The sequence below is a fragment of the Mesorhizobium sp. LSJC285A00 genome, from assembly GCF_000503155.1.
Lineage (GTDB): Bacteria > Pseudomonadota > Alphaproteobacteria > Rhizobiales > Rhizobiaceae > Mesorhizobium.
Genome location: NZ_AYVK01000027.1, coordinates 72121 through 90702, shown reverse-complemented (window position 1 = coordinate 90702; position 18582 = coordinate 72121). Strand labels below are relative to the sequence as shown.

16 protein-coding genes and 1 pseudogene are annotated in these 18582 nt (G+C 62.1%); 9 read left to right on the top strand and 8 right to left on the bottom strand.

Translation table 11 applies throughout. The features are described from left to right. The first annotated feature begins 86 nt into the window (after positions 1-86). Entirely contained in the window at positions 87-680 is a 594-nt protein-coding gene (locus X726_RS147730; protein WP_023671496.1) for a hypothetical protein, read from the top strand. A gap of 18 nt (positions 681-698) precedes the next feature. On the opposite strand, the gene X726_RS147735 is transcribed toward X726_RS147730, so the two are convergent. Beyond that, positions 699-1385 carry a TetR/AcrR family transcriptional regulator gene (locus X726_RS147735; RefSeq protein ID WP_023671495.1) on the bottom strand — a complete coding sequence of 229 codons (687 nt, stop codon included), beginning with the start codon at positions 1383-1385 and terminating at the stop codon, positions 699-701. Between the two features lie 85 nt (positions 1386-1470). On the opposite strand from X726_RS147735, the gene X726_RS147740 reads away from it, so the two are divergent. From X726_RS147740 to X726_RS147765, 6 genes are all read left to right on the top strand, one after another. Then, the gene (locus tag X726_RS147740) at positions 1471-2232 is read left to right on the top strand and encodes an NIPSNAP family protein (RefSeq protein WP_023835132.1); all 762 of its coding nucleotides are present in this window, start codon (positions 1471-1473) and stop codon (positions 2230-2232) included. A gap of 128 nt (positions 2233-2360) precedes the next feature. Further along, positions 2361-3122: an SDR family oxidoreductase gene (locus X726_RS147745; RefSeq protein ID WP_023835131.1), complete on the top strand. Its 762-nt coding sequence runs from the start codon at positions 2361-2363 to the stop codon at positions 3120-3122. 103 nt (positions 3123-3225) lie between these two features. Further along, the gene (locus tag X726_RS147750) at positions 3226-4212 is read left to right on the top strand and encodes a glycosyltransferase family 10 (RefSeq protein ID WP_023671492.1); all 987 of its coding nucleotides are present in this window, start codon (positions 3226-3228) and stop codon (positions 4210-4212) included. A 587-nt stretch (positions 4213-4799) separates the two neighbouring features. After that, positions 4800-6197, top strand: coding sequence for a class II fumarate hydratase (gene fumC / locus X726_RS147755; RefSeq protein ID WP_023671491.1), 1398 nt, complete (start codon positions 4800-4802; stop codon positions 6195-6197). A gap of 248 nt (positions 6198-6445) precedes the next feature. Continuing rightward, complete coding sequence (locus tag X726_RS147760) at positions 6446-6868, top strand: DoxX family protein (protein ID WP_023671490.1); 423 nt, start codon at positions 6446-6448, stop codon at positions 6866-6868. A 136-nt stretch (positions 6869-7004) separates the two neighbouring features. Beyond that, a complete protein-coding gene (locus X726_RS147765) occupies positions 7005-7412 on the top strand; it encodes a DoxX family protein (RefSeq protein WP_023712732.1) in 408 nt (135 codons plus the stop codon). A 263-nt stretch (positions 7413-7675) separates the two neighbouring features. On the opposite strand, the gene ppx is transcribed toward X726_RS147765, so the two are convergent. Continuing rightward, on the bottom strand, positions 7676-9208 hold the full coding sequence (ppx, locus tag X726_RS147770) for an exopolyphosphatase (protein ID WP_023671488.1): 1533 nt from the start codon (positions 9206-9208) through the stop codon (positions 7676-7678). Further along, positions 9208-11400, bottom strand: coding sequence for an RNA degradosome polyphosphate kinase (locus tag X726_RS147775; RefSeq protein WP_023671487.1), 2193 nt, complete (start codon positions 11398-11400; stop codon positions 9208-9210). Before X726_RS147775 ends, ppx begins: the two co-directional genes overlap by 1 nt. Positions 11401-11634: 234 nt before the next feature. On the opposite strand from X726_RS147775, the gene X726_RS147780 reads away from it, so the two are divergent. Together X726_RS147780 and X726_RS147785 are read left to right on the top strand one after the other, a co-directional pair. Beyond that, positions 11635-11880, top strand: a complete 246-nt coding sequence (locus X726_RS147780) for a zinc-finger domain-containing protein (RefSeq protein ID WP_023705697.1) — start codon at positions 11635-11637, stop codon at positions 11878-11880. Between the two features lie 19 nt (positions 11881-11899). Further along, a complete protein-coding gene (locus tag X726_RS147785; RefSeq protein ID WP_023671485.1) occupies positions 11900-13138 on the top strand; it encodes an FAD-dependent monooxygenase in 1239 nt (412 codons plus the stop codon). A 219-nt stretch (positions 13139-13357) separates the two neighbouring features. Here X726_RS147785 and X726_RS01000000167170 read toward each other — a convergent pair. The 5 genes and pseudogenes from X726_RS01000000167170 to X726_RS147805 all read right to left on the bottom strand — a co-directional run bounded on the left by X726_RS01000000167170 (position 13358) and on the right by X726_RS147805 (position 18456). Then, a pseudogene (locus tag X726_RS01000000167170) lies at positions 13358-14022 on the bottom strand (TIGR02117 family protein). A 105-nt stretch (positions 14023-14127) separates the two neighbouring features. After that, entirely contained in the window at positions 14128-14931 is an 804-nt protein-coding gene (locus X726_RS147790) for an amino acid ABC transporter ATP-binding protein (protein ID WP_023671483.1), read from the bottom strand. Between the two features lie 84 nt (positions 14932-15015). After that, positions 15016-16173 carry an amino acid ABC transporter permease gene (locus tag X726_RS147795; protein WP_023700666.1) on the bottom strand — a complete coding sequence of 386 codons (1158 nt, stop codon included), beginning with the start codon at positions 16171-16173 and terminating at the stop codon, positions 15016-15018. A gap of 4 nt (positions 16174-16177) precedes the next feature. After that, positions 16178-17365, bottom strand: coding sequence for an amino acid ABC transporter permease (locus tag X726_RS147800; protein ID WP_023671481.1), 1188 nt, complete (start codon positions 17363-17365; stop codon positions 16178-16180). 62 nt (positions 17366-17427) lie between these two features. After that, complete coding sequence (locus X726_RS147805) at positions 17428-18456, bottom strand: amino acid ABC transporter substrate-binding protein (RefSeq protein WP_023671480.1); 1029 nt, start codon at positions 18454-18456, stop codon at positions 17428-17430. Between the last annotated feature and the right edge of the window lie 126 nt (positions 18457-18582).

Genomic DNA, 18582 nt, shown 5'->3' with positions numbered 1-18582 from the left:
GAATGGCAGGTCGACACGGCACTGAGGCTCTGGCATTTCTTGGGTCATGCTGGCGCGCAGCAAATACAAGCAGAGGGGAGGATTTCATGAGAGCCGTTTCGATAGGCGTGGTGCTGGCTGGGTTGCTGCCGGCGGCTGCGGTGCATGCCGCCGATTGTGTCGACGCAAAATCGGCCAAGGCCGGCTTCGTTCTGGAAATGCCCGGCGTCCGCAGCGAGTTTCGGCCGGTGGCCGGCGGCATGGTCTCCGTTGCCAACACCTACGAATCGCAATCGCCGCAGACACAGTTCCTGTTTGCCGGCCTGGTCGAAGTGTTTCGCGACAGCGATACCGGACGGGTGGCGACGATCCCGTTTTCCGATCTGCGAAAACTGTTTCCGCTGAAGACGGGAGCCAAGAGCACGATCGAATTCGTCGAGCTGTCGCCGAACAAGCAGCCGAAGAGCACCAAGACGCTGAGCCTGGTCGTCAAGGGCAAGGAGACGTTCAGTGTCGGCGGCTGCAAATACAACGTGCTGGCGGTCACGGAGACCTTCAAGAACGGCGCCGGCGAAACGCTGGACACATTTACCGCGCTTTATGCGCCTGATCTGCAAGCGTCCCTCGCCCGGCGCTACGACGAAGGGACCAGCGCGGAATCGGTGAACGGTTACGAGACGATCAAGCCGCTTTCCAACTAGAACAGCGCAGTTCCGGCCTCAAGGTTTTCCCGGCCGCAGCAGGATCCTGCTACGCCGCTTCGCTCTGCTCAGGAATGGCGGCGTTGAGCTACCCTGAAGTTCGGCCAGGCAATCGCGCAGCACGCTGGCATCCTGTGCCGCCTTGGCCATCGACATGGCGCCGGAATAGGCGGCGATGGCGAGTGCCGCAAAGCGCTCGGGGTCGGTGCCCTGCTCCCTCCCCGACTGCTGGTCGGCTCGCACCTTGTCGGCAACCGCCTGACGCCATCCGGCAAAGATATCGTCCAGAGCGGCGCGGAAATCCGGGTCAGCGAGCGACAGTTCATGCGCCAGATTGTTGAGCGGACAGCCGCGCACGAAGCCTTGCTGCTCAAGCTCGGTCGCCACCGCCTCGAACACCGCGCGCACGCCTTCGCGCGCCGAGCCTGCCGCCCGTACAGGGTTGATCCAGGTTTCATCGAGGGCCGCTGCCACGCGCTCCTCGATCACCGCCAGAGCGAGCGCCTTCTTCGTCGGGAAATGATGATGCAGCGCGCCGCCGCTGACGCCTGCGGTCGTCATCAGCTCGCCAAGGGCGGATGCATGATAGCCACGCGCCTGGAACGACGCTTCGGCGATATCGAGCACCTTGTTGCGCAGCCCTTCGGGATCGTTGGTGCGTTTTCGCGGCGGCCCTTTCGGAGCCCGAGCAATCTCTGCTGACATTTGCCAACGATAGCAGATTGACAAAACAGGACAACCGGTCTGTTTTATAAACCGGATGATCATCCTGTTTTTTGGAGACGACACAATGACCGTACCCCTGAATGCGCCTGCGGCGGCAAAACTGCTCGCTTCGCCTGTCGTCGAGTTGCGGCAGTACACGCTGAAGCCGGGCCGGCGCGAGACGCTGATCGACATCTTCGACAGTCGGTTCATCGAAGGCCAGGAACACGCCGGCATGACCATCATCGGACAGTTCCGCGACCTCGACCGCCCCGACATGTTCGTCTGGCTGCGCGGCTTCGATGGCATGGAAGCGCGGAAGCAGGCGCTCACCGCCTTCTATGACGGGCCGGTGTGGACGGCGCACCGCGACGCCGCCAATGCGACGATGATCGATTCCGACGATGTACTGCTCTTGAAGCCGGCATGGCCAGGCGCCGGCTTCGATCTGTCAGGCGCGCAGCGAGGCGCCATGCCGCCGGATGGAAAGCTGAGCGCAGACAACCGCTTGACCGCTATCGTTGCCATCCAGATTCATCATCTGCGGTCTGGCGCCGAAGCCGATTTCGCCGGCAATTTCGAAACGGATGCCGTTCCGGTCCTTATCGGCGTCGGCGGACGGTTGCTTGGCGCCTTCATCACCGAGCACGCCGAAAACAGCTTTCCCCGCCTGCCGGTGCGCTTGAGCGAAAACGTCTTTATCGCGGTGACGGGTTTCAACAGTCCCGAGGCGCATGCCAATTACGAAGCCGCAGTTGCCGCTTCGCCCCAATGGCAAGCGGCCGATGTGACCTGGCGGACCGAAACCTTGCGCCTGACGCCGACGTCGCAGTCGCTGCTGCGGTAACCGGATCGGCACGCGGCCAACCGAAGTTCATACTGAGCGATAGGCCGGCGGCTTGACCGCCCTCGCCGATCGGCATTGCCTTCGTGACGCGGGCAACAGCGAGAGCATTCGATGCGACTTGGCCTTCAATGAGACTTTCTGGCAAGCGAGCACTGGTGACCGGCGGCTCGGACGGCATCGGCCTGGCGATATCGGAAGCTTTCTTGCGCGAGGGCGCCGACGTGCTGATCGTCGGTCGCGACACCAGCAAGCTCGAGACCGCCCGCGAGACACTTGCGGCGGCGGGCAACGTCGGCACCCAGTCGGCCGATCTCTCGACCTCTTCCGGCATCGATGCCGTGGTCGATCGCGCGAAAGCAACCGGCCCACTCGACATCCTCGTCAACAATGCCGGCGTCGCTTATCTGGTGCCTTTCGAGACCGTCACCGAGCACCAATTCCAGCAATCCTTCGCGCTCAATGTGACGGCGGCGTTCTTCCTTACCCAGCGGCTGCTGCCGCATCTCGGCGCCAACGCCTCCGTCATCAACATCTCGTCCTACTTCGCCGACAAAATGATCCCGAAGCGGCCGTCGAGCCTGTATTCCTTGTCCAAGGGCGCGCTGAATTCGCTGACCAAGTCGCTGGCCTTCGAGCTTGGTCCGGGCGGCATCAGGGTCAATGCGATTGCGCCCGGCACGGTCGACACCGCCATGCGGCGCAAGTCGATCGACAACCTGCCGGCGGCAGCGCAGGCCGAGCTGAAAACCTATGTCGAGCGCAGCTACCCGCTCGGCCGCATCGGCCAGACCAGCGATCTTGCCGGCATCGCCGTCTATCTCGCCAGCGACGAGGCGGCGTGGACCAGCGGCGGCATTTTCGCGATCGATGGCGGGTATACGGCGGGGTGACCGTTTGGACGGCCCTCTGCCTCGAACAAGCGGAGCACTTGACCAAACTTCCGATACCGCGTCTGTCTGCAGATTGAGCAATGCTTCAGACATTCGTGGTGCCATGCTGTCTATCGATCCACTGATCCTCTTCTACACAACGTTCTTCAGCAAACCCGTCGATATCGCGTCGATACAGTGCGAAATGCCCGGGCGGTGGACACTGGACAAACGACGGATTTCCGAGGCCGCGGCAGTCGTCTTCCATATTCCGAACTTTCGCGAAGTTGGCGATGCCTACAAATACCCTGGTCAATATTGGGTCGCCTGGTCGATGGAATGCGGCCAAAACTACAAGCGACTTGCCGACCCCAAAATCATGCGGCACTTCGATATCATCATGACGCATGAATCCCGGTCTGATGTCTGGGTACCCTACCTTCCGCGTGCGGTGTGGTGGAAAGATGCGCTGGCCAGACCAATCGTACCGAAAACGGAAGAAGCGCCGGTCGCACTCTTCCAGTCGGCCGGCCTGAATTATAGCGGCCGTGTCGATTTGGCGAACGAACTGGCGCGCCACATCAAGATCGATTCTTATGGCCGATATCGCAACAACCGATCGGTCTCTGGCCCCGATCTGGGCTCGAAGACCAAGATCGAAACCATTGCGCGGCACAAATTCTGCCTGGCCATGGAGAACTCGACCGAGGCCGACTATGTCACCGAGAAAATCTATGACGCGTTCATGGCGGGCACGGTGCCGATCTACCTTGGCGCTCCCAATGTGGACGAGTTCGTTCCGGAGCACTCCTTTATTGACGCCAGTGCCTTCGCCAGCGCCAGCGATCTTGCAGCCTATCTCCAGCACCTGATCGCAACGCCGCAAGACTACGAGGCTTATTTCGACTGGCGCTCAAAGCCATTGCCCGACAACCTCGTCAAACGGGTGCAATCATTGGAAACACCCGCGTTCTGCAGACTGATGAGCGTCGTGCGCCAGCGTCTGGAGGCGCGGACAAGCACGCCTTCCGGACGGCGAACACTTCCGTTCGGCTATAGATCCTATCTCAGGACAAAGCTGCGCCGTTGGAGGAAAAAGGTTCCGAGCTGACGGTCCGCGATCAGGCGCGCTTTCAGCAAAATACGGAGGACAAAGAGCGTCTCTTGCGACGTCGAGACGGCTTCGACCTTGCCGCCATGCATCTTGGAAATCTCCGAGGCTATGTGGAGGCGCTCCCAGGGTGGACTTGAAATTCTCGGTTTCGCGATCCGAAGCTCGATCCAGATGCGATGCCGGATTTTGGTCGGGAAACTGAACAGAAGGACAAGTGCATAAGCTACCTCATTGCTGCTGTTGCCAGTGAGACGCCGGCACGGATGGTAGTTTGTGTGGCAGCGTCGCTCGTAGGTAGAGTAGGTAGACATGAATTGCGCATTGCTGATCCTCGGGGAAGTTTGCGTAGAGCAATCCGCCAGCTCGACATGATCTTATCGAGCTAAATCCGCAAGTTTCCGTCCACTTCATGGGATCAAGCCGCACTGAGGAGCAATTTCCTTCACACGAAAGTGGAGGGTGCAGGATCCCGAAGGGCGGCGCTACTGCTTCAACCGATTTACTGCCTGCCGGCCGCAATCTCTGCTTGAAGGCCATTGTGCAACGCGATACGCCGTTGCCGAATTCGATCGTCGGAGAGACAAGTGACCGCTGCCAGGACCAGAACCGAAACCGACACGTTCGGCCCCATCGAGGTTGCCGCCGACCGTTACTGGGGCGCGCAGGCGCAGCGTTCCCTCGGCAATTTCAGGATAGGCTGGGAAAAGCAGCCGGCCTCGATCGTGCGTGCGCTCGGCATCGTCAAGCGAGCGGCGGCGGAAGCCAATATGGAGCTGAAGCGGCTCGATCCGGAAGTCGGCAAGGCGATCATCGAGGCGGCGCAAGAGGTGATCGACGGCAAGCTCAACGACCATTTCCCGCTGGTCGTGTGGCAGACCGGCTCGGGCACGCAGTCCAACATGAACGCCAACGAGGTGATCTCCAACCGGGCGATCGAACTTCTGGGCGGCGTCATGGGCTCGAAGAAGCCGGTGCACCCCAACGACCACGTCAATATGAGCCAGTCGTCGAACGACACCTACCCGACAGCCATGCACATCGCTTGCGCCGAGCGCATCGTGCACGATCTGCTGCCGGCGCTTAGGCATCTGCACGCCGCGCTCGAGGTCAAGACAAAGGCTTTCGCCCACATCATCAAGATCGGCCGCACCCATACGCAGGATGCCACCCCTCTCACGCTGGGCCAGGAATTTTCCGGCTATGCCGCACAGGTGGCCTCTTCGATCAAGCGCATCGAGATGACGCTGCCCGGCCTGCAGGAACTGGCGCAGGGCGGCACCGCAGTCGGCACCGGCCTCAATGCGCCGGTCGGCTTTGCGGAAAAGGTGGCGGCGCGCATCGCCGACATTACCGGCATTGCCTTCGTCACCGCGCCGAACAAGTTCGAGGCGCTCGCCGCGCACGATTCCATGGTGTTCTCGCATGGCGCCATCAACGCGGCGGCCGCCGCCCTCTTCAAGATCGCCAACGACATCCGCTTCCTCGGCTCCGGCCCGCGCTCGGGCCTCGGCGAACTGTCGCTGCCGGAAAACGAGCCGGGTTCCTCGATCATGCCTGGCAAGGTCAACCCGACGCAGTGCGAGGCTCTGACGCAGGTCTGCGTGCAGGTGTTCGGCAACAACGCCTCGCTGACCTTCGCCGGCAGCCAGGGCCATTTCGAGCTCAACGTCTACAACCCGCTGATGGCCTACAACTTCCTGCAGTCGGTGCAGCTGTTGGCCGACGCTTCGATCTCCTTCACCGACAATTGCGTCGTCGGCATCGAGGCGCGCGAAGACAACATCAAGGCCGCGCTCGACCGCTCGCTGATGCTGGTGACGGCGCTGGCGCCGACGATCGGGTACGACAATGCCGCCAAGATCGCCAAGACCGCGCACAAGAAGGGCACCACCTTGCGCGAGGAAGCACTGGCCACCGGGCTGGTCAGCGAGGCAGACTACGACCGGCTGGTGCGGCCGGAGGACATGACGCATCCGGGTTAAGCGATTCCAGGGGAAGTGCCTTCCTCGAAGCGCGCAGCCCTTCCTCTTTGGAATTGCGTCAACTAGAAATCCGAATTGTGTGGCGGGACAATTTGCTCCCGCCGCTGCTGGCCGCGACAAGAATTTTGCGTCGGTCGAACGATCCCGAAATGTACGTCCTGTGAACAATGTGTCGCCGGACTGGCGGCTTTGGTGAACAGTCGGCTTGGTCTATCTGACGGGACATCAACCCTTTTCGGAGAGCCACCATGTCCATCAACACTTCCGCTGCCGGCGCCGGCATCGCGTCCAACAGCTCCACCACCATCCTGCTCGGCCGCATCCTGCTCGCCGCCATCTTCCTGCTTTCCGGCTTCGGCAAGCTCACCGCCATTTCCGGCACCGCCGGCTATTTCGGCGCCATGGGCCTGCCGGTGCCGACCATAACGGCCATTGTCGTCGGCCTGATCGAATTGCTCGGCGGCCTTGCCGTGCTCGTTGGCTTTCAGACCCGCATCGCCGCCTGGGTGCTCGCGGTCTTCACCATCGCCTCGGCCTTTGTCGCCCATACCGGCTGGGCCGACCAGAACCAGATGATCCATTTCCTGAAGAACGTCGCCATCACCGGCGGTTTCCTGCTGCTGGCTTCCTCGGGCCCTGGCGCCTACTCGATCGACGCCAAGCGCGGCTGAGCTTTCCCTCCCAAGCCTGAAAAAAGCGGCGTGGAATTTCCACGCCGCTTTTTCGTTGTCTGCCCAAGCGCACGCTCGCCCCATCCCTGCTAGGATCGGTCTCGAAACAGCCTGCGGACAGACAACGGAGATGACCATGCCCCGCGATGCATTGCTTCTGATTTCCCGGCTGCTGCTCGCCGCCCTGCTCGTTCCCTCCGGCTACCACGCGCTCGCCGACATTGCCGGGACGACCGGCTATTTCGCCGGCCTCGGCATGCCATTGCCGACGCTTGCCGCCTGGGGCACCGGGCTGTTCGAGTTGATTGCCGGTCTCTTGATACTGGTCGGCTTTCAGACGCCGGTCGTTGCGATACTTCTTGCCGCTTTCTGCATCGTTGCAGGCTCCATCGGCCACTACGGCCAGGGCGGCGATGACCCGATGCTCACCTTCCTGCACCAGCAGATGCTGATGAAGGATATTGCCATCGCCGGTGGATTCCTGGCGCTAGCCATGGCCGGCGCCGGGGCCTGGTCGATCGACGGGCGCCGCGCCGCGGTCTGATATCGTCAAATATCGTCCCGGTTGAACCATCGACGCCCGTGCCAGGTCGACCCCCACTCCGTCTCGGCTTCGTCGAGCCACCTCTCCCCCGATCGACGGGGTAGAGGAAGGGCGCGAGCCTATTGCCGCCAACGCTTTCCAACGAGGCTCCCTTCCCTTTCCCTCCGGAGGGGGAGGTGGCGCTGGCGAAGCAGCGACGGATTGAGGAAGCCGGTGCTCGAACGCGAGGCCGACGACGACATGGTTTTGCTGTCAGGCCGCGCCTACTTCACCGACACGCTCTGCCCACCCTCGACCGCCAGCACCAGCCGGCGGTTGGTGATCCGCGCCAGTTGCGCCAGCCGTCCGGCCGGGCGTTCGCCGTAAAGATCGGAAAGTGAGGCCGGCAGCACCAGCGCCAACGTGCCATTGCCGCGGTTTTCCCATTTCAGCCGCGGCATGACGCCGGGCATGGCCGCCGTCAGCAGATAGACGACGCGCAGCACCGCCGCCAGGATGCGGGCGCGCTCGAGATAGCGCGGCGTCGCCAGGCCGCGGATTTCCGGCGCCGCATCGTTTAACACGCCTTCGTGGCGGAACAGGCCGACCAGCGCCAGGAAGGCACGGCCGGGGTGATCGACGCCAATGAAGGAGGCGTGGGCAATGATGTTGAGCGACTGCTTGCCGCGATATTCCGGGTGTGCGCGCCAGCCTATATCGGCCAGCAGACAGGCAGCGTGGCGATAGCGCGCCTCATCCTCCGTCTCGTCGATGCCGAAGGCGGCAAAGGTCTTGTCCGTCCATTCGACAAGCTCATGCGCATGGGTGACCGAGCGCGACCGCAGCCGCGCCAGTTCCTCCGAAGCGGAGACCAGCGGATCGGCCTTCTGCTCGGCAGGGTCGAGCAGCGAATAGAGAAACCCTTCGCGCACGCCCAATGCCGAGACGATGATCTTCGACGGCTGCATCGCCGCCATGATCTCGTGCAGCACGACCGCGCCATAGGGCAGCAGCGAACGGCGGTTCTTCGACACGCCTTCGATGCCCTTGACCTTCTCGATCTCGCCTTTCGCCACCTGCTTCAGGAAATTGGCGGCGCTTTCGACACCGATCTCATAGTGGTGCATGACGCCAAGCGGGTAGTTGGTCATTTCCATGTGCAGCCGGGCAAGGTTTCGCCAGGTGCCGCCAACGGCGTAAAAGGGCCGTCCCGGCCCGCCCTTCAACAATTTGGCGCGCGCCAGTTCGTCGCGGGTGATCTTTGCCGCCTGGGCGAGCGAATTCCTGGCCATGTCCTGCAGCCGCAGGCCACCCAGCGGCAGCGTGATGCCGTCGCCGATCGCCTCGCCATTGATGTCGATAAGCTCCAGGCTGCCGCCGCCAAGATCGCCGGCAATGCCATTGGCGGGGTGGAAGCCCGAAATGACGCCAAGCGCCGAATAATGCGCCTCCTGCCGGCCAGTGAGCACGCGGATCTCGGTCTTGAGCACATCCTGGGCCCGGTGGATGAAATCGGGGCCGTTGATCGCTTCGCGGGCCGCGGCCGTTGCCAGCACAAACATGTGCTCCGCACCCGCCTGGTCGGAGAGCGCGCGGAAACGGCGGAACTCCTCCATCGAGCGCGTCACCGCCTCGGGATCGAGCTTGCCGGTCGAAACGATGCCGCGGCCGAGACCGGCCAGCATCTTTTCGTTAAACAGCAAGGTCGGCGAGCGCGCCAGCCCTTCATAGACGACAAGGCGGATCGAGTTCGAGCCGATGTCGATGATGGACAGCGGCCGGCGATCCTGCAGCCGGCCTTGGGACGTTGAAATCATCAGCCGGTGTTCTTCTTGCGACGCTTGAACTGCGCGATGCGCTTGGGCGCATGCGACTTCAGCGCGTCACCCCGTCCCGACAGGCTCGGATTGGTCATGAAATATTCCTGCGCGTTGAACGGTTCCTCACCCTCCTCCAGCACGACGCGCCGGGAGGTTCCGTCAGCCAATACGTCGAAACTTTGCTGGTTGTCCATGATGTTGCCCAGCATGATCTGGCCAAGGATCTGTTCATGCACCGTCGGATTGGTGATCGGCACCATGGTCTCGACGCGGCGGTCGAGATTGCGTGGCATCAAGTCGGCCGAGGCGATGTAGACGATCGCCTCGTCCGACGGCAGGCCATGGCCGTTGCCGAAGCAATAGATGCGGCTGTGTTCGAGGAAGCGGCCGACGATCGACTTGACCCTGATGTTTTCCGACAGGCCGGGCACCTGCGGCCGCAGGCAGCAGATGCCGCGCACGACGAGATCGATCTCGACGCCGGCACGGCTGGCGTCATAGAGCGCGTCGATGATGTTGGGATCGACGAGCGCGTTCATCTTCATCCAGATGCGCGCCGGACGGCCAGCCAGCGCGTAGGCGACCTCGTCGGCAATGTGCTTGAGGATACGGCTGCGCAGCGTAAACGGCGAGATGGCGATCCGCATCTCATCGGTCGGCTCGGCATAGCCGGTGATGAAGTTGAACAGCTGGGCGACATCGCGCGCGATCGTCGGATCGGTGGTGAAGAAGGACAGGTCGGTGTAGATGCGCGCGGTCACCGGATGGTAGTTGCCGGTGCCGAGATGGACATAGTTGCGCAGCTTGCCGTCCTCGCGCCGCACTACTAGCGACATTTTCGCATGGGTTTTGAGTTCGAGGAAGCCGAACACGACCTGGACGCCGGCGCGTTCGAGGTCGCGCGCCCAGCGGATGTTGGCTTCCTCGTCGAAGCGCGCCTTGAGCTCGACCAGGGCGGTTACCGACTTGCCGGCCTCGGCCGCGTCGACCAAGGCGCGCACGATCGGGCTGTCGTTGGAGGTGCGGTAGAGCGTCTGCTTGATCGCCACCACCTCGGGGTCGGCCATCGCCTGGCGCAGGAATTGGACCACCACGTCGAAGGACTCATAGGGGTGGTGGACGACGATGTCCTTCTCGCGGATGGCCGCGAAACAGTCGCCGCCATGCTCGCGGATGCGCTCGGGAAAGCGTGGATTGTAGGGGGTGAACTTCAGGTCGTCGCGTGGCACGGCGACGATCTCGGAAATCTGGCTGAGCGCCAGCGGGCCGGTCAGAACGCTGATGCGGCTCGAAGAGACGCCAAGCTCGCCGGCGACGAACTCGCGCAATTCGCCGGGCATCGACTTGTCGAATTCGATGCGGATGACCGAACCGCGGCGGCGCCGCTTCAGCGCCGTCTCGAACAGGCGCACGAGATCTTCCGACTCTTCCTCGACCTCGATATCGCTGTCCCGGATGATGCGGAAGGTGCCGGAACCCTTGACCTCATAGCCGGGGAACAGCTTCCCGATATAGAGGCCGACAGCCTCCTCCAGTGGAATGAAGCGAACGTGCTGCTTGCGGTCGGGCAGGCGGATGAAGCGCTTCAGCGCCACCGGCAGGCGCAGAAGCGCGCTCATCTCCTCGCCATTCTTGCGGTGGCGCAATTGCAGCGCCATCGAGAAGCCGAGATTGGGAATGAACGGAAACGGATGCGCCGGGTCGATCGACAGTGGAGTCAGGACCGGGAAGACCTGGTCCTGGAAATGGTCTTCCAGCCAGACTTTCTCATCCTTGGTCAGTGCATCGCGGGTGATGCTCTCAATGCCTTCCTTGTTGAGCAGCAGCATCAGCGCCGAAAGGCTGTTCTGCTGGTCCTCCTGCAGCCGCTCGACCTCGCGCAGCAATTGTTCCAGCTGCTGCTCCGGCGTGCGGCCGTCGGGGCTCTTGAGCGCAATGCCTTCGCGCACCTGGCCGGCAAGGCCGGCGACGCGGACCATGAAGAATTCGTCGAGATTGGCGGCTGAAATCGACAGGAAACGGACGCGTTCGAGCAGCGGATGGTGCTGGTTCTGGGATTCCTCGAGCACACGCCGGTTGAACTGCAGCCAGGAGAACTCACGGTTGACGAACCGATCGGGGTTGCCGCCCTCGGGGCTCGCCACCTCGACATTGATGAATTCGCTCTGCACCGGCTTCAGTTCGTTCATGGTTCCTGCTCTTCCCCCGCCAACCGTCCCTTGGAGCGCCGCTGGACGTGCCATGCCTCTAACACGCTTTTGTGGCGCATGACCCTTCGGCGAAAACCGTTCCGATTTCAGGGACATGCACTTAACCGGCTCAACGTATCCTCTGACAGGCTTTTGCGACAGTTTCATTTCATCGATCTTGCAAACAGGCCTGTTATGTTCCAGATGCTTTTCGACGAGATCAAGGAGACGACGATGGCAGGCGGTTCCATTCCCCATTTCCAGAACGATGCGGGCCATCCGGCAATCGACATCGGCGTCAAGGAATTCATGTGCACCGGCGCCAACCCGCCCTTCGACCACCCGCATGTGTTCCTCGACATGGGCGACGACAATGAAAAGGTCTGTCCCTACTGCTCGACGCTCTACCGCTATTCGGCGAAGCTGAGGGCGACGGAAACGCTGCCGGCTGGTTGCCTTTATATCGACCAGGCCGCCTGATCCTTCCGCGACAAGCCCGATGGAAGACATCAGGTCCCGGCAGGTCATAATCGCCGGGGCCGGCATCGCCGGGCTGACCGCTGCCCTTGCCTTCGCCGGACGGGGTTATCCGGTAAAGCTTATCGAACAGGCACAGCACCTCGAAGCGGCCGGCGCCGGCATCCAGCTTTCGCCCAACGCAACACGCATTCTTAGAAAACTCGGCGTGCTCGACCGACTGCTGCCCGCAGCGTTGCGGCCGGAAGCGGTCGTGCTTAAGGACGCCGGGACGCTGCGCGAACTGGCGCGGGTACAGCTCGGGCACGCCGCCGAAGCGCGCTGGCAGTCGCCTTATCTCGTTGCTCACCGCGCAGATCTGCAGGCAGCGCTGTTGGCGCAAATGGCTGAACGGCCGGAGATTGAGTTCATCACTGGCGCCCGCGTGACCGGCATCGTCAAAGACGCGCAATATGTCGCCGTGACCGCCGAAGTGGACGGCCGCGAGATCGAGGCACGCGGCAAACTGCTGGTCGGCGCCGACGGCGTCTGGTCGGCGGTCCGGGCGCAACTCGCAGGCGAGGACTTCGTCAAAAGCCGTTTTTCGGGCGAACTCGCCTGGCGGGCTACAATCGCAGCCGACGGTGCGGCCGGCGAAGCCTTTGTCGCGATCGGCGCCGCCGACTGCGTCACCACGTTCCTGCATCCAGGCTTCCACATGGTCGCCTATCCCGTCAGCAAAGGCCGGGCCTTCAATCTCGCCGCCTTCACCAAGGGCGAGCGCATGGCCGAAGGTTGGTCGGGCCATGCCGATCCCGCGATCCTCACGGCTGCCCTGCGCGGCACCGCGCCGGGCCTGACGAAGCTTGTGGCACTGGCCGGCCCATGGACGGCCTTTCCGATCCACACCGTCGAACAACAGCGGTGGACGAGCCCGCAGGGCATCGCGCTGATCGGCGACGCCGCGCACGCGATGACGCCGTTTGCGGCGCAAGGTGCCGCGATGGCGATCGAAGATGCCATCACGCTTGCCGACGCTATCGCCGATTTCCCTGGCGATCTGCCCAGAAGTTTTCGAATCTGGGAAAATCTTCGGCGGCCGCGTGTCGCCAAGGCCGCGCGTCGTGGGGCCGTAAACCGCCTCGCCTGGCATGCTGCCGGCCCGGTGGCGATCGCCCGCAATCTGTTCCTGGCCATGCGCTCGCCCGACAAGCTCGCCGCCGACCTCGACTGGCTCTATGGATGGCGAGCGGACACTCGGCAGTCTAGATCGTCGACGTAGCGATCCTTCCCACTCCCCTCTGTCCTGCCGGACATCTCCCACGCAAGGGGGGAGATTGGATATCGCCGTCGCCTTCGCCAAAATCGCCGGCGTTGCAGCAGGAGCGCGGGCAAAACGGCTGATCTCCCTCTTGCGGGGGAGATGGCCGGCAGGCCAGAGGGGAGTGCTGTCCCGCTGACTTCAAAAGATCCAACACTGTCGCGGTGCGATGAAGGACTGCTAGTTATAAAACCGCATCGACAAGCCCAGCGAGGCCGGCAGCGGGTTCCACCAGCCGGTGCGCAGGCCGGCGGTGCGCAGCCCGGCGGCTGTCCAGGTGTTGCAGCCGACAAGCGCGTTGAAATGGCCGTTCGCCTCGAAGAAGCGGTCGAAGCTGGAATGGGCGGCGTTCTCGATGACGACCGGACCATGCGGCCCTTGCTGGAAACTCGCGTCGATATAGTTGAGCAGCGCTGCAAAACGTTCCTCATCGATGTCGAAACCGGTGACAGCAGGGTGCGGCTCGGCGATGGCCCCGGCGATATCGACATGCATGACCGAGGCGTCCAGTGTCAGCGCCTTGAGGACGGGCACTGTCTTCAGCTGCGACCAGCTCGGCGTCTCCAGATAGAAGGCCCGGCCGCCCCAGCCAAAGACGATGTAGCGCACTTCCGGGGCGTCGACAGGGATGCCGGCAGCGACCAGGAAATGGAAGCGACGGCGCACCTCGTCATCGACGGGAATGCGATGTCGGTGTGGATCGGATTCTCCAGCACCAGAATATGGCGCGTGCCCTCACCCGCCGCTGACGCCGGCCACAGCGGACGCGGCACCAGCGTGCCGAGCGTGGCAGCGAGCGCGACCACGATAATCAGCATGGCCACGAAACGCAGGGCTTTTCTCATGCGGCGGCGGCTTTGTGTTTCAATGGAGAAGATCAACCCCGACCCCAGATAGCAAAAGAGCCCGGCCGCATTACGGCCGGGCTCTTTTGGTTCGCATGAAAATGCTCAGTGCAGGATCTGCGACAGAAACAGCTTCGTGCGCTCGTGGCGCGGATGGTCGAAGAACTCGGCCGGCGTGTTCTGTTCGACGATCTGGCCCTGATCCATGAAGATCACCCGGTTGGCGACCTTGCGGGCAAAGCCCATTTCGTGAGTGACGCACAGCATGGTCATGCCTTCCTCGGCCAGGCCCACCATCGTCTCCAGCACTTCCTTGATCATTTCGGGATCGAGCGCCGAGGTCGGCTCATCGAACAGCATGATGCGCGGGTTCATGCACAGCGAACGCGCGATCGCTACGCGCTGCTGCTGGCCGCCCGACAGCTGGCCCGGATATTTGTTGGCCTGTTCGGGGATCTTGACGCGCTTGAGGAAGTGCATGGCGATTTCCTCGGCCTGCTTCTTCGGCGTCTTGCGCACCCAGATCGGCGCCAGCGTGCAGTTCTCCAGGATGGTCAGATGCGGGAACAGGTTGAAGTGCTGGAACACCATGCCGACCTCGCGGCGCACCTCGTCGATCTTCTTGAGATCGTTTGTGAGTTCCTTGCCGTCGACGATGATCTTGCCCTTCTGGTGCTCTTCCAGCCGGTTGATGCAGCGGATCATGGTCGACTTGCCCGAGCCCGAAGGACCGCAGATGACGATGCGCTCGCCGCGCATCACCTTGAGGTTGATGTCCTTCAGCACATGGAACTCGCCATACCATTTGTGCATGCCGATGATGTCGATTGCGACATCGGTGGTCGAGATGTGCATCTTCTTGGCATCGACCTTGATCTCTTCGGCGCTGACGGCGTTTTCTATGACCATGGCAGGTTCCCCTTTTTGTTCTGTCTTTTAGCTATGATGCATGTCGTTGTCCCAAAACCGCTAAACACTTTTGGGCGACATGCATCAACGTTTGTGGCCGGTGTCGAGCCGGCGTTCCGTGTACATCGAATACCGCGACATGCCGAAGCAGAACAGCCAGAAGACGAAGGCTGCAAAGATGAGACCGGATCTCGCGGTCTGTGGGGTCGCCCAATTGGCGTCCGAGAAGTTCTGCTTGACGACGCCAAGCAGGTCAAACATCGAGATGATGATGACGAGGCTTGTGTCCTTGAACATACCGATGAAGGTATTGACGATGCCGGGGATGACCAGCTTCAGTGCCTGCGGCAGCACGATCAGCACCATCTTCTGCCAGTAGCCCAGGCCAAGCGAATCCGCACCCTCATACTGGCCCTTGGGGATCGCCTGCAGGCCCCCGCGCACCACTTCGGCCATATAGGCGGCGGCAAACAGCGAGACGCCGATCAGCGCCCTGAGATATTTGTCGAACGAAACCCCGGCGGGCAGAAACAGCGGCAGCATGACGCTGGCAAAGAACAGAACGGTGATCAGCGGGATGCCGCGAACGAACTCGATGAAGACCACGCACAGTGTCTTGACGATCGGCATCTTGGAGCGCCGGCCGAGCGCCAGCACGATGCCCATCGGCAGCGACACGGCAATGCCGACAAAGGACAGGCTCAGCGTCACCAGCAGCCCGCCCCATAGCTGGGTCTCCACATGCGGCAGGCCGAAGATGCCGCCGACCAGGAGCACGAACGCGATGATCGGCAGTGCCAGGAATAGAAGAATGGCGTTCAACCCCTTCCGCGGCACACGTGGCATCAGCAACGGCACCAGCAGCGCCACGAACAGGACGGCGACCAGGATCGGCCGCCAGCGCTCTTCCAGGGGATAGCGGCCAAGCATCAACTGGCCGAACTTCGCGTTGACGAAGGCCCAGCAGGCGCCTGACCAGCCGTCCGGCTGGATGCCGCCTTGCGCCACCGTGGCGCATACAGTCCGGTCCGGCCCCGTCCACTGGGCGTTGATGAAGGCCCAGTTGACGACGGGCGGCACGATCATCACCACCAGCGCAATAGCCACTACAGTCAGGATGACGTCGCCCACCGAACCGATCAGGTTCTTGCGAACCCAGGCCAAAGGCCCCCGCACGCCGGCCGGGGCTTGTTGAGCGAGTGCCATTTCGGTCCGCACCCAGGAGGTATCATGTTCCTGCATGGTCTTACCTCTCCACCAGCGCCATCCTGGCGTTGACCACATTCATCACCGCCGACGTCACCAGGCTGATGATGAGATAGACGACCATCATGATCAGCACACCCTCGACCGCTTGACCGGTCTGATTCAGCACTGTGCCGGCGATCGCCGTCAGGTCGGGGTAACCGATGGCAATGGCCAGCGACGAGTTCTTTGTCAGGTTGAGATACTGGCTGGTCAGCGGCGGGATGACGATCCGCATGGCTTGGGGAACGACGACAAGCCGCAGGATAGATCCCGGCCGCAGCCCCAGGGCGCCAGCCGCTTCGGTCTGACCCTTGCTGACGCCGAGAATGCCGGCGCGCACGATCTCGGCGATGAAGGAGGCCGTGTAACAGGACAGCGCCAAATAGAGAGACAGGAACTCCGGCCCGATCTGAAAGCCTCCGGTCAGGTTGAAGGTCGATTGCTTTGGAAAGTCGAAGCTCAAGGGAAAGCCGCTCAGCGCATAGGCCAGGAGCGGAAGGCCGACGATCAGCGCCGCCGAAGTCCAGAATACGGGAAACTGCTGGCCGGTTGCCATTTGCCGCTGGCGTGCCGTGCGCGCGACAAAAAAAGCCATGGCGATGCCGACAAGCAAGGCGACAAACATCAGCCAGGAGCCGTCGCCCCAGATAGCGCGCGGAAAATAGAATCCGCGTTGGTTGAGGAAAGAGCCGAACGGCAAATTGAAACTGTCGCGAGGCGCCGGCAGTACCGCGAGCACGCCTGAATACCAGAAGAAGATCACCAGCAGGGGCGGAATGTTGCGGAACACCTCGACATAGACCGTGCAAATCTTGCGAACCAGCCAGTTGCGCGATAACCGGCCGACGCCGACAATGAAGCCAATGATGGTCGCGGTGATAATGCCGGCAACGGCGACGATAATGGTGTTGATAAGCCCGACGACAATGGCCTGGCCATAGGTCGAATCAGAATCATAAGCGATGGGCCTGACTGGAATGTCAAAGCCTGCTCGGTTGTTCAGGAAGCCAAAACCGGAAGTAATATGCAGGCGCTGCAGGTTGACGATGACGTTGTGGACGATCCACCAGACGCCCGCCACCAGCAAGATGACAACCACCGCCTGGAAGAAAAACCCGCGGACTTTCGGATCGTTGATGAAGGAACCGCGGCTCGGCTCCTCGCGAAGAACTTCCTGCGATGCCATTGCTCATCCCCTGGAAAGAGAAACCGGAAGGCAGATGATCTGCCTTCCGGATCACATTTCGATCAGCGGATCGGCGGTGCGTATTGCAGGCCGCCCTTGGTCCACAGCGCATTGATGCCGCGCGCGATCTTCAGCGGGCTGCCGGTGCCGACATTGCGCTCGAACATCTCACCGTAATTGCCGACTGCCTTGACGATGTTGACGACCCAGTCATTGCTCACGCCAAGGTCGGTTCCGATCTTGGTTTCGGCTTCCTGACCGAGCACGCGCTTGATCTCCGGATTATCCGAGGTCTTCATCTCTTCGACATTGGCCTGGGTGATGCCCAGTTCCTCTGCCTGCAACAGGGCGAAGTAGGTCCACTTGACGATGTGGTACCACTGGTCGTCCCCCTGGCGTACGGCGGGGCCGAGCGGCTCTTTGGAGATGATCTCGGGCAGCACGACATGGTCGGCCGGCGCACTCAGCGTCAGGCGGATGCCATAGAGGCCGGATTGGTCGGTGGTGTAGACGTCGCAGCGGCCGGCGTCATAGGCAGCGTTGACCTCTTCCAGCTTTTCGAAGACGACCGGGTTGTACTCCATCTTGTTCGCCTTGAAGTAATCGGCGAGGTTGAGCTCGGTGGTGGTGCCGCTCTGCACGCAGACTGCCGCACCTGAAAGCTGCAGCGCCGAATTGACGCCAGGCAGTTTCTTGGCGTTGATCATGAAACCCTGGCCGTCATAATAGGTGACGCCGATGAAGTTCAGGCCAAGCGCGGTATCGCGATTGATGGTCCATGTGGTGTTGCGCGACAGGAGATCGATCTCGCCCGACTGCAACGCGGTGAAGCGCTCCTTGGCGCTGAGCGGCGTGAACTTGACCTTGGAGGCATCGCCGAAGACTGCGCCAGCGACAGCGCGGCAGAAATCCGCGTCGATGCCTTTCCAATCGCCTTTGTCGTCAGGCGCCGAGAAGCCGGCCAGGCCCGTCGAGACACCGCACTGGATGAAGCCCTTCGCCTTGACGGTATCGAGCGTTGTCGCCGACGCGGCCGAAGCCATCCATCCAAGCGCAGCGGCACCGAGAATGCCAATTGCAATATGTTTCATAACCCACAGACCCTTTTCTGTTTTCAGGTAAACCCTGATCCTCAGGCAAATCCTGATCTTTTCCCGCGTGAACCCGGCTCCCATCCGGCTCATTCCGGAACCTCGCGTCGTAATCGACGCCCGGCC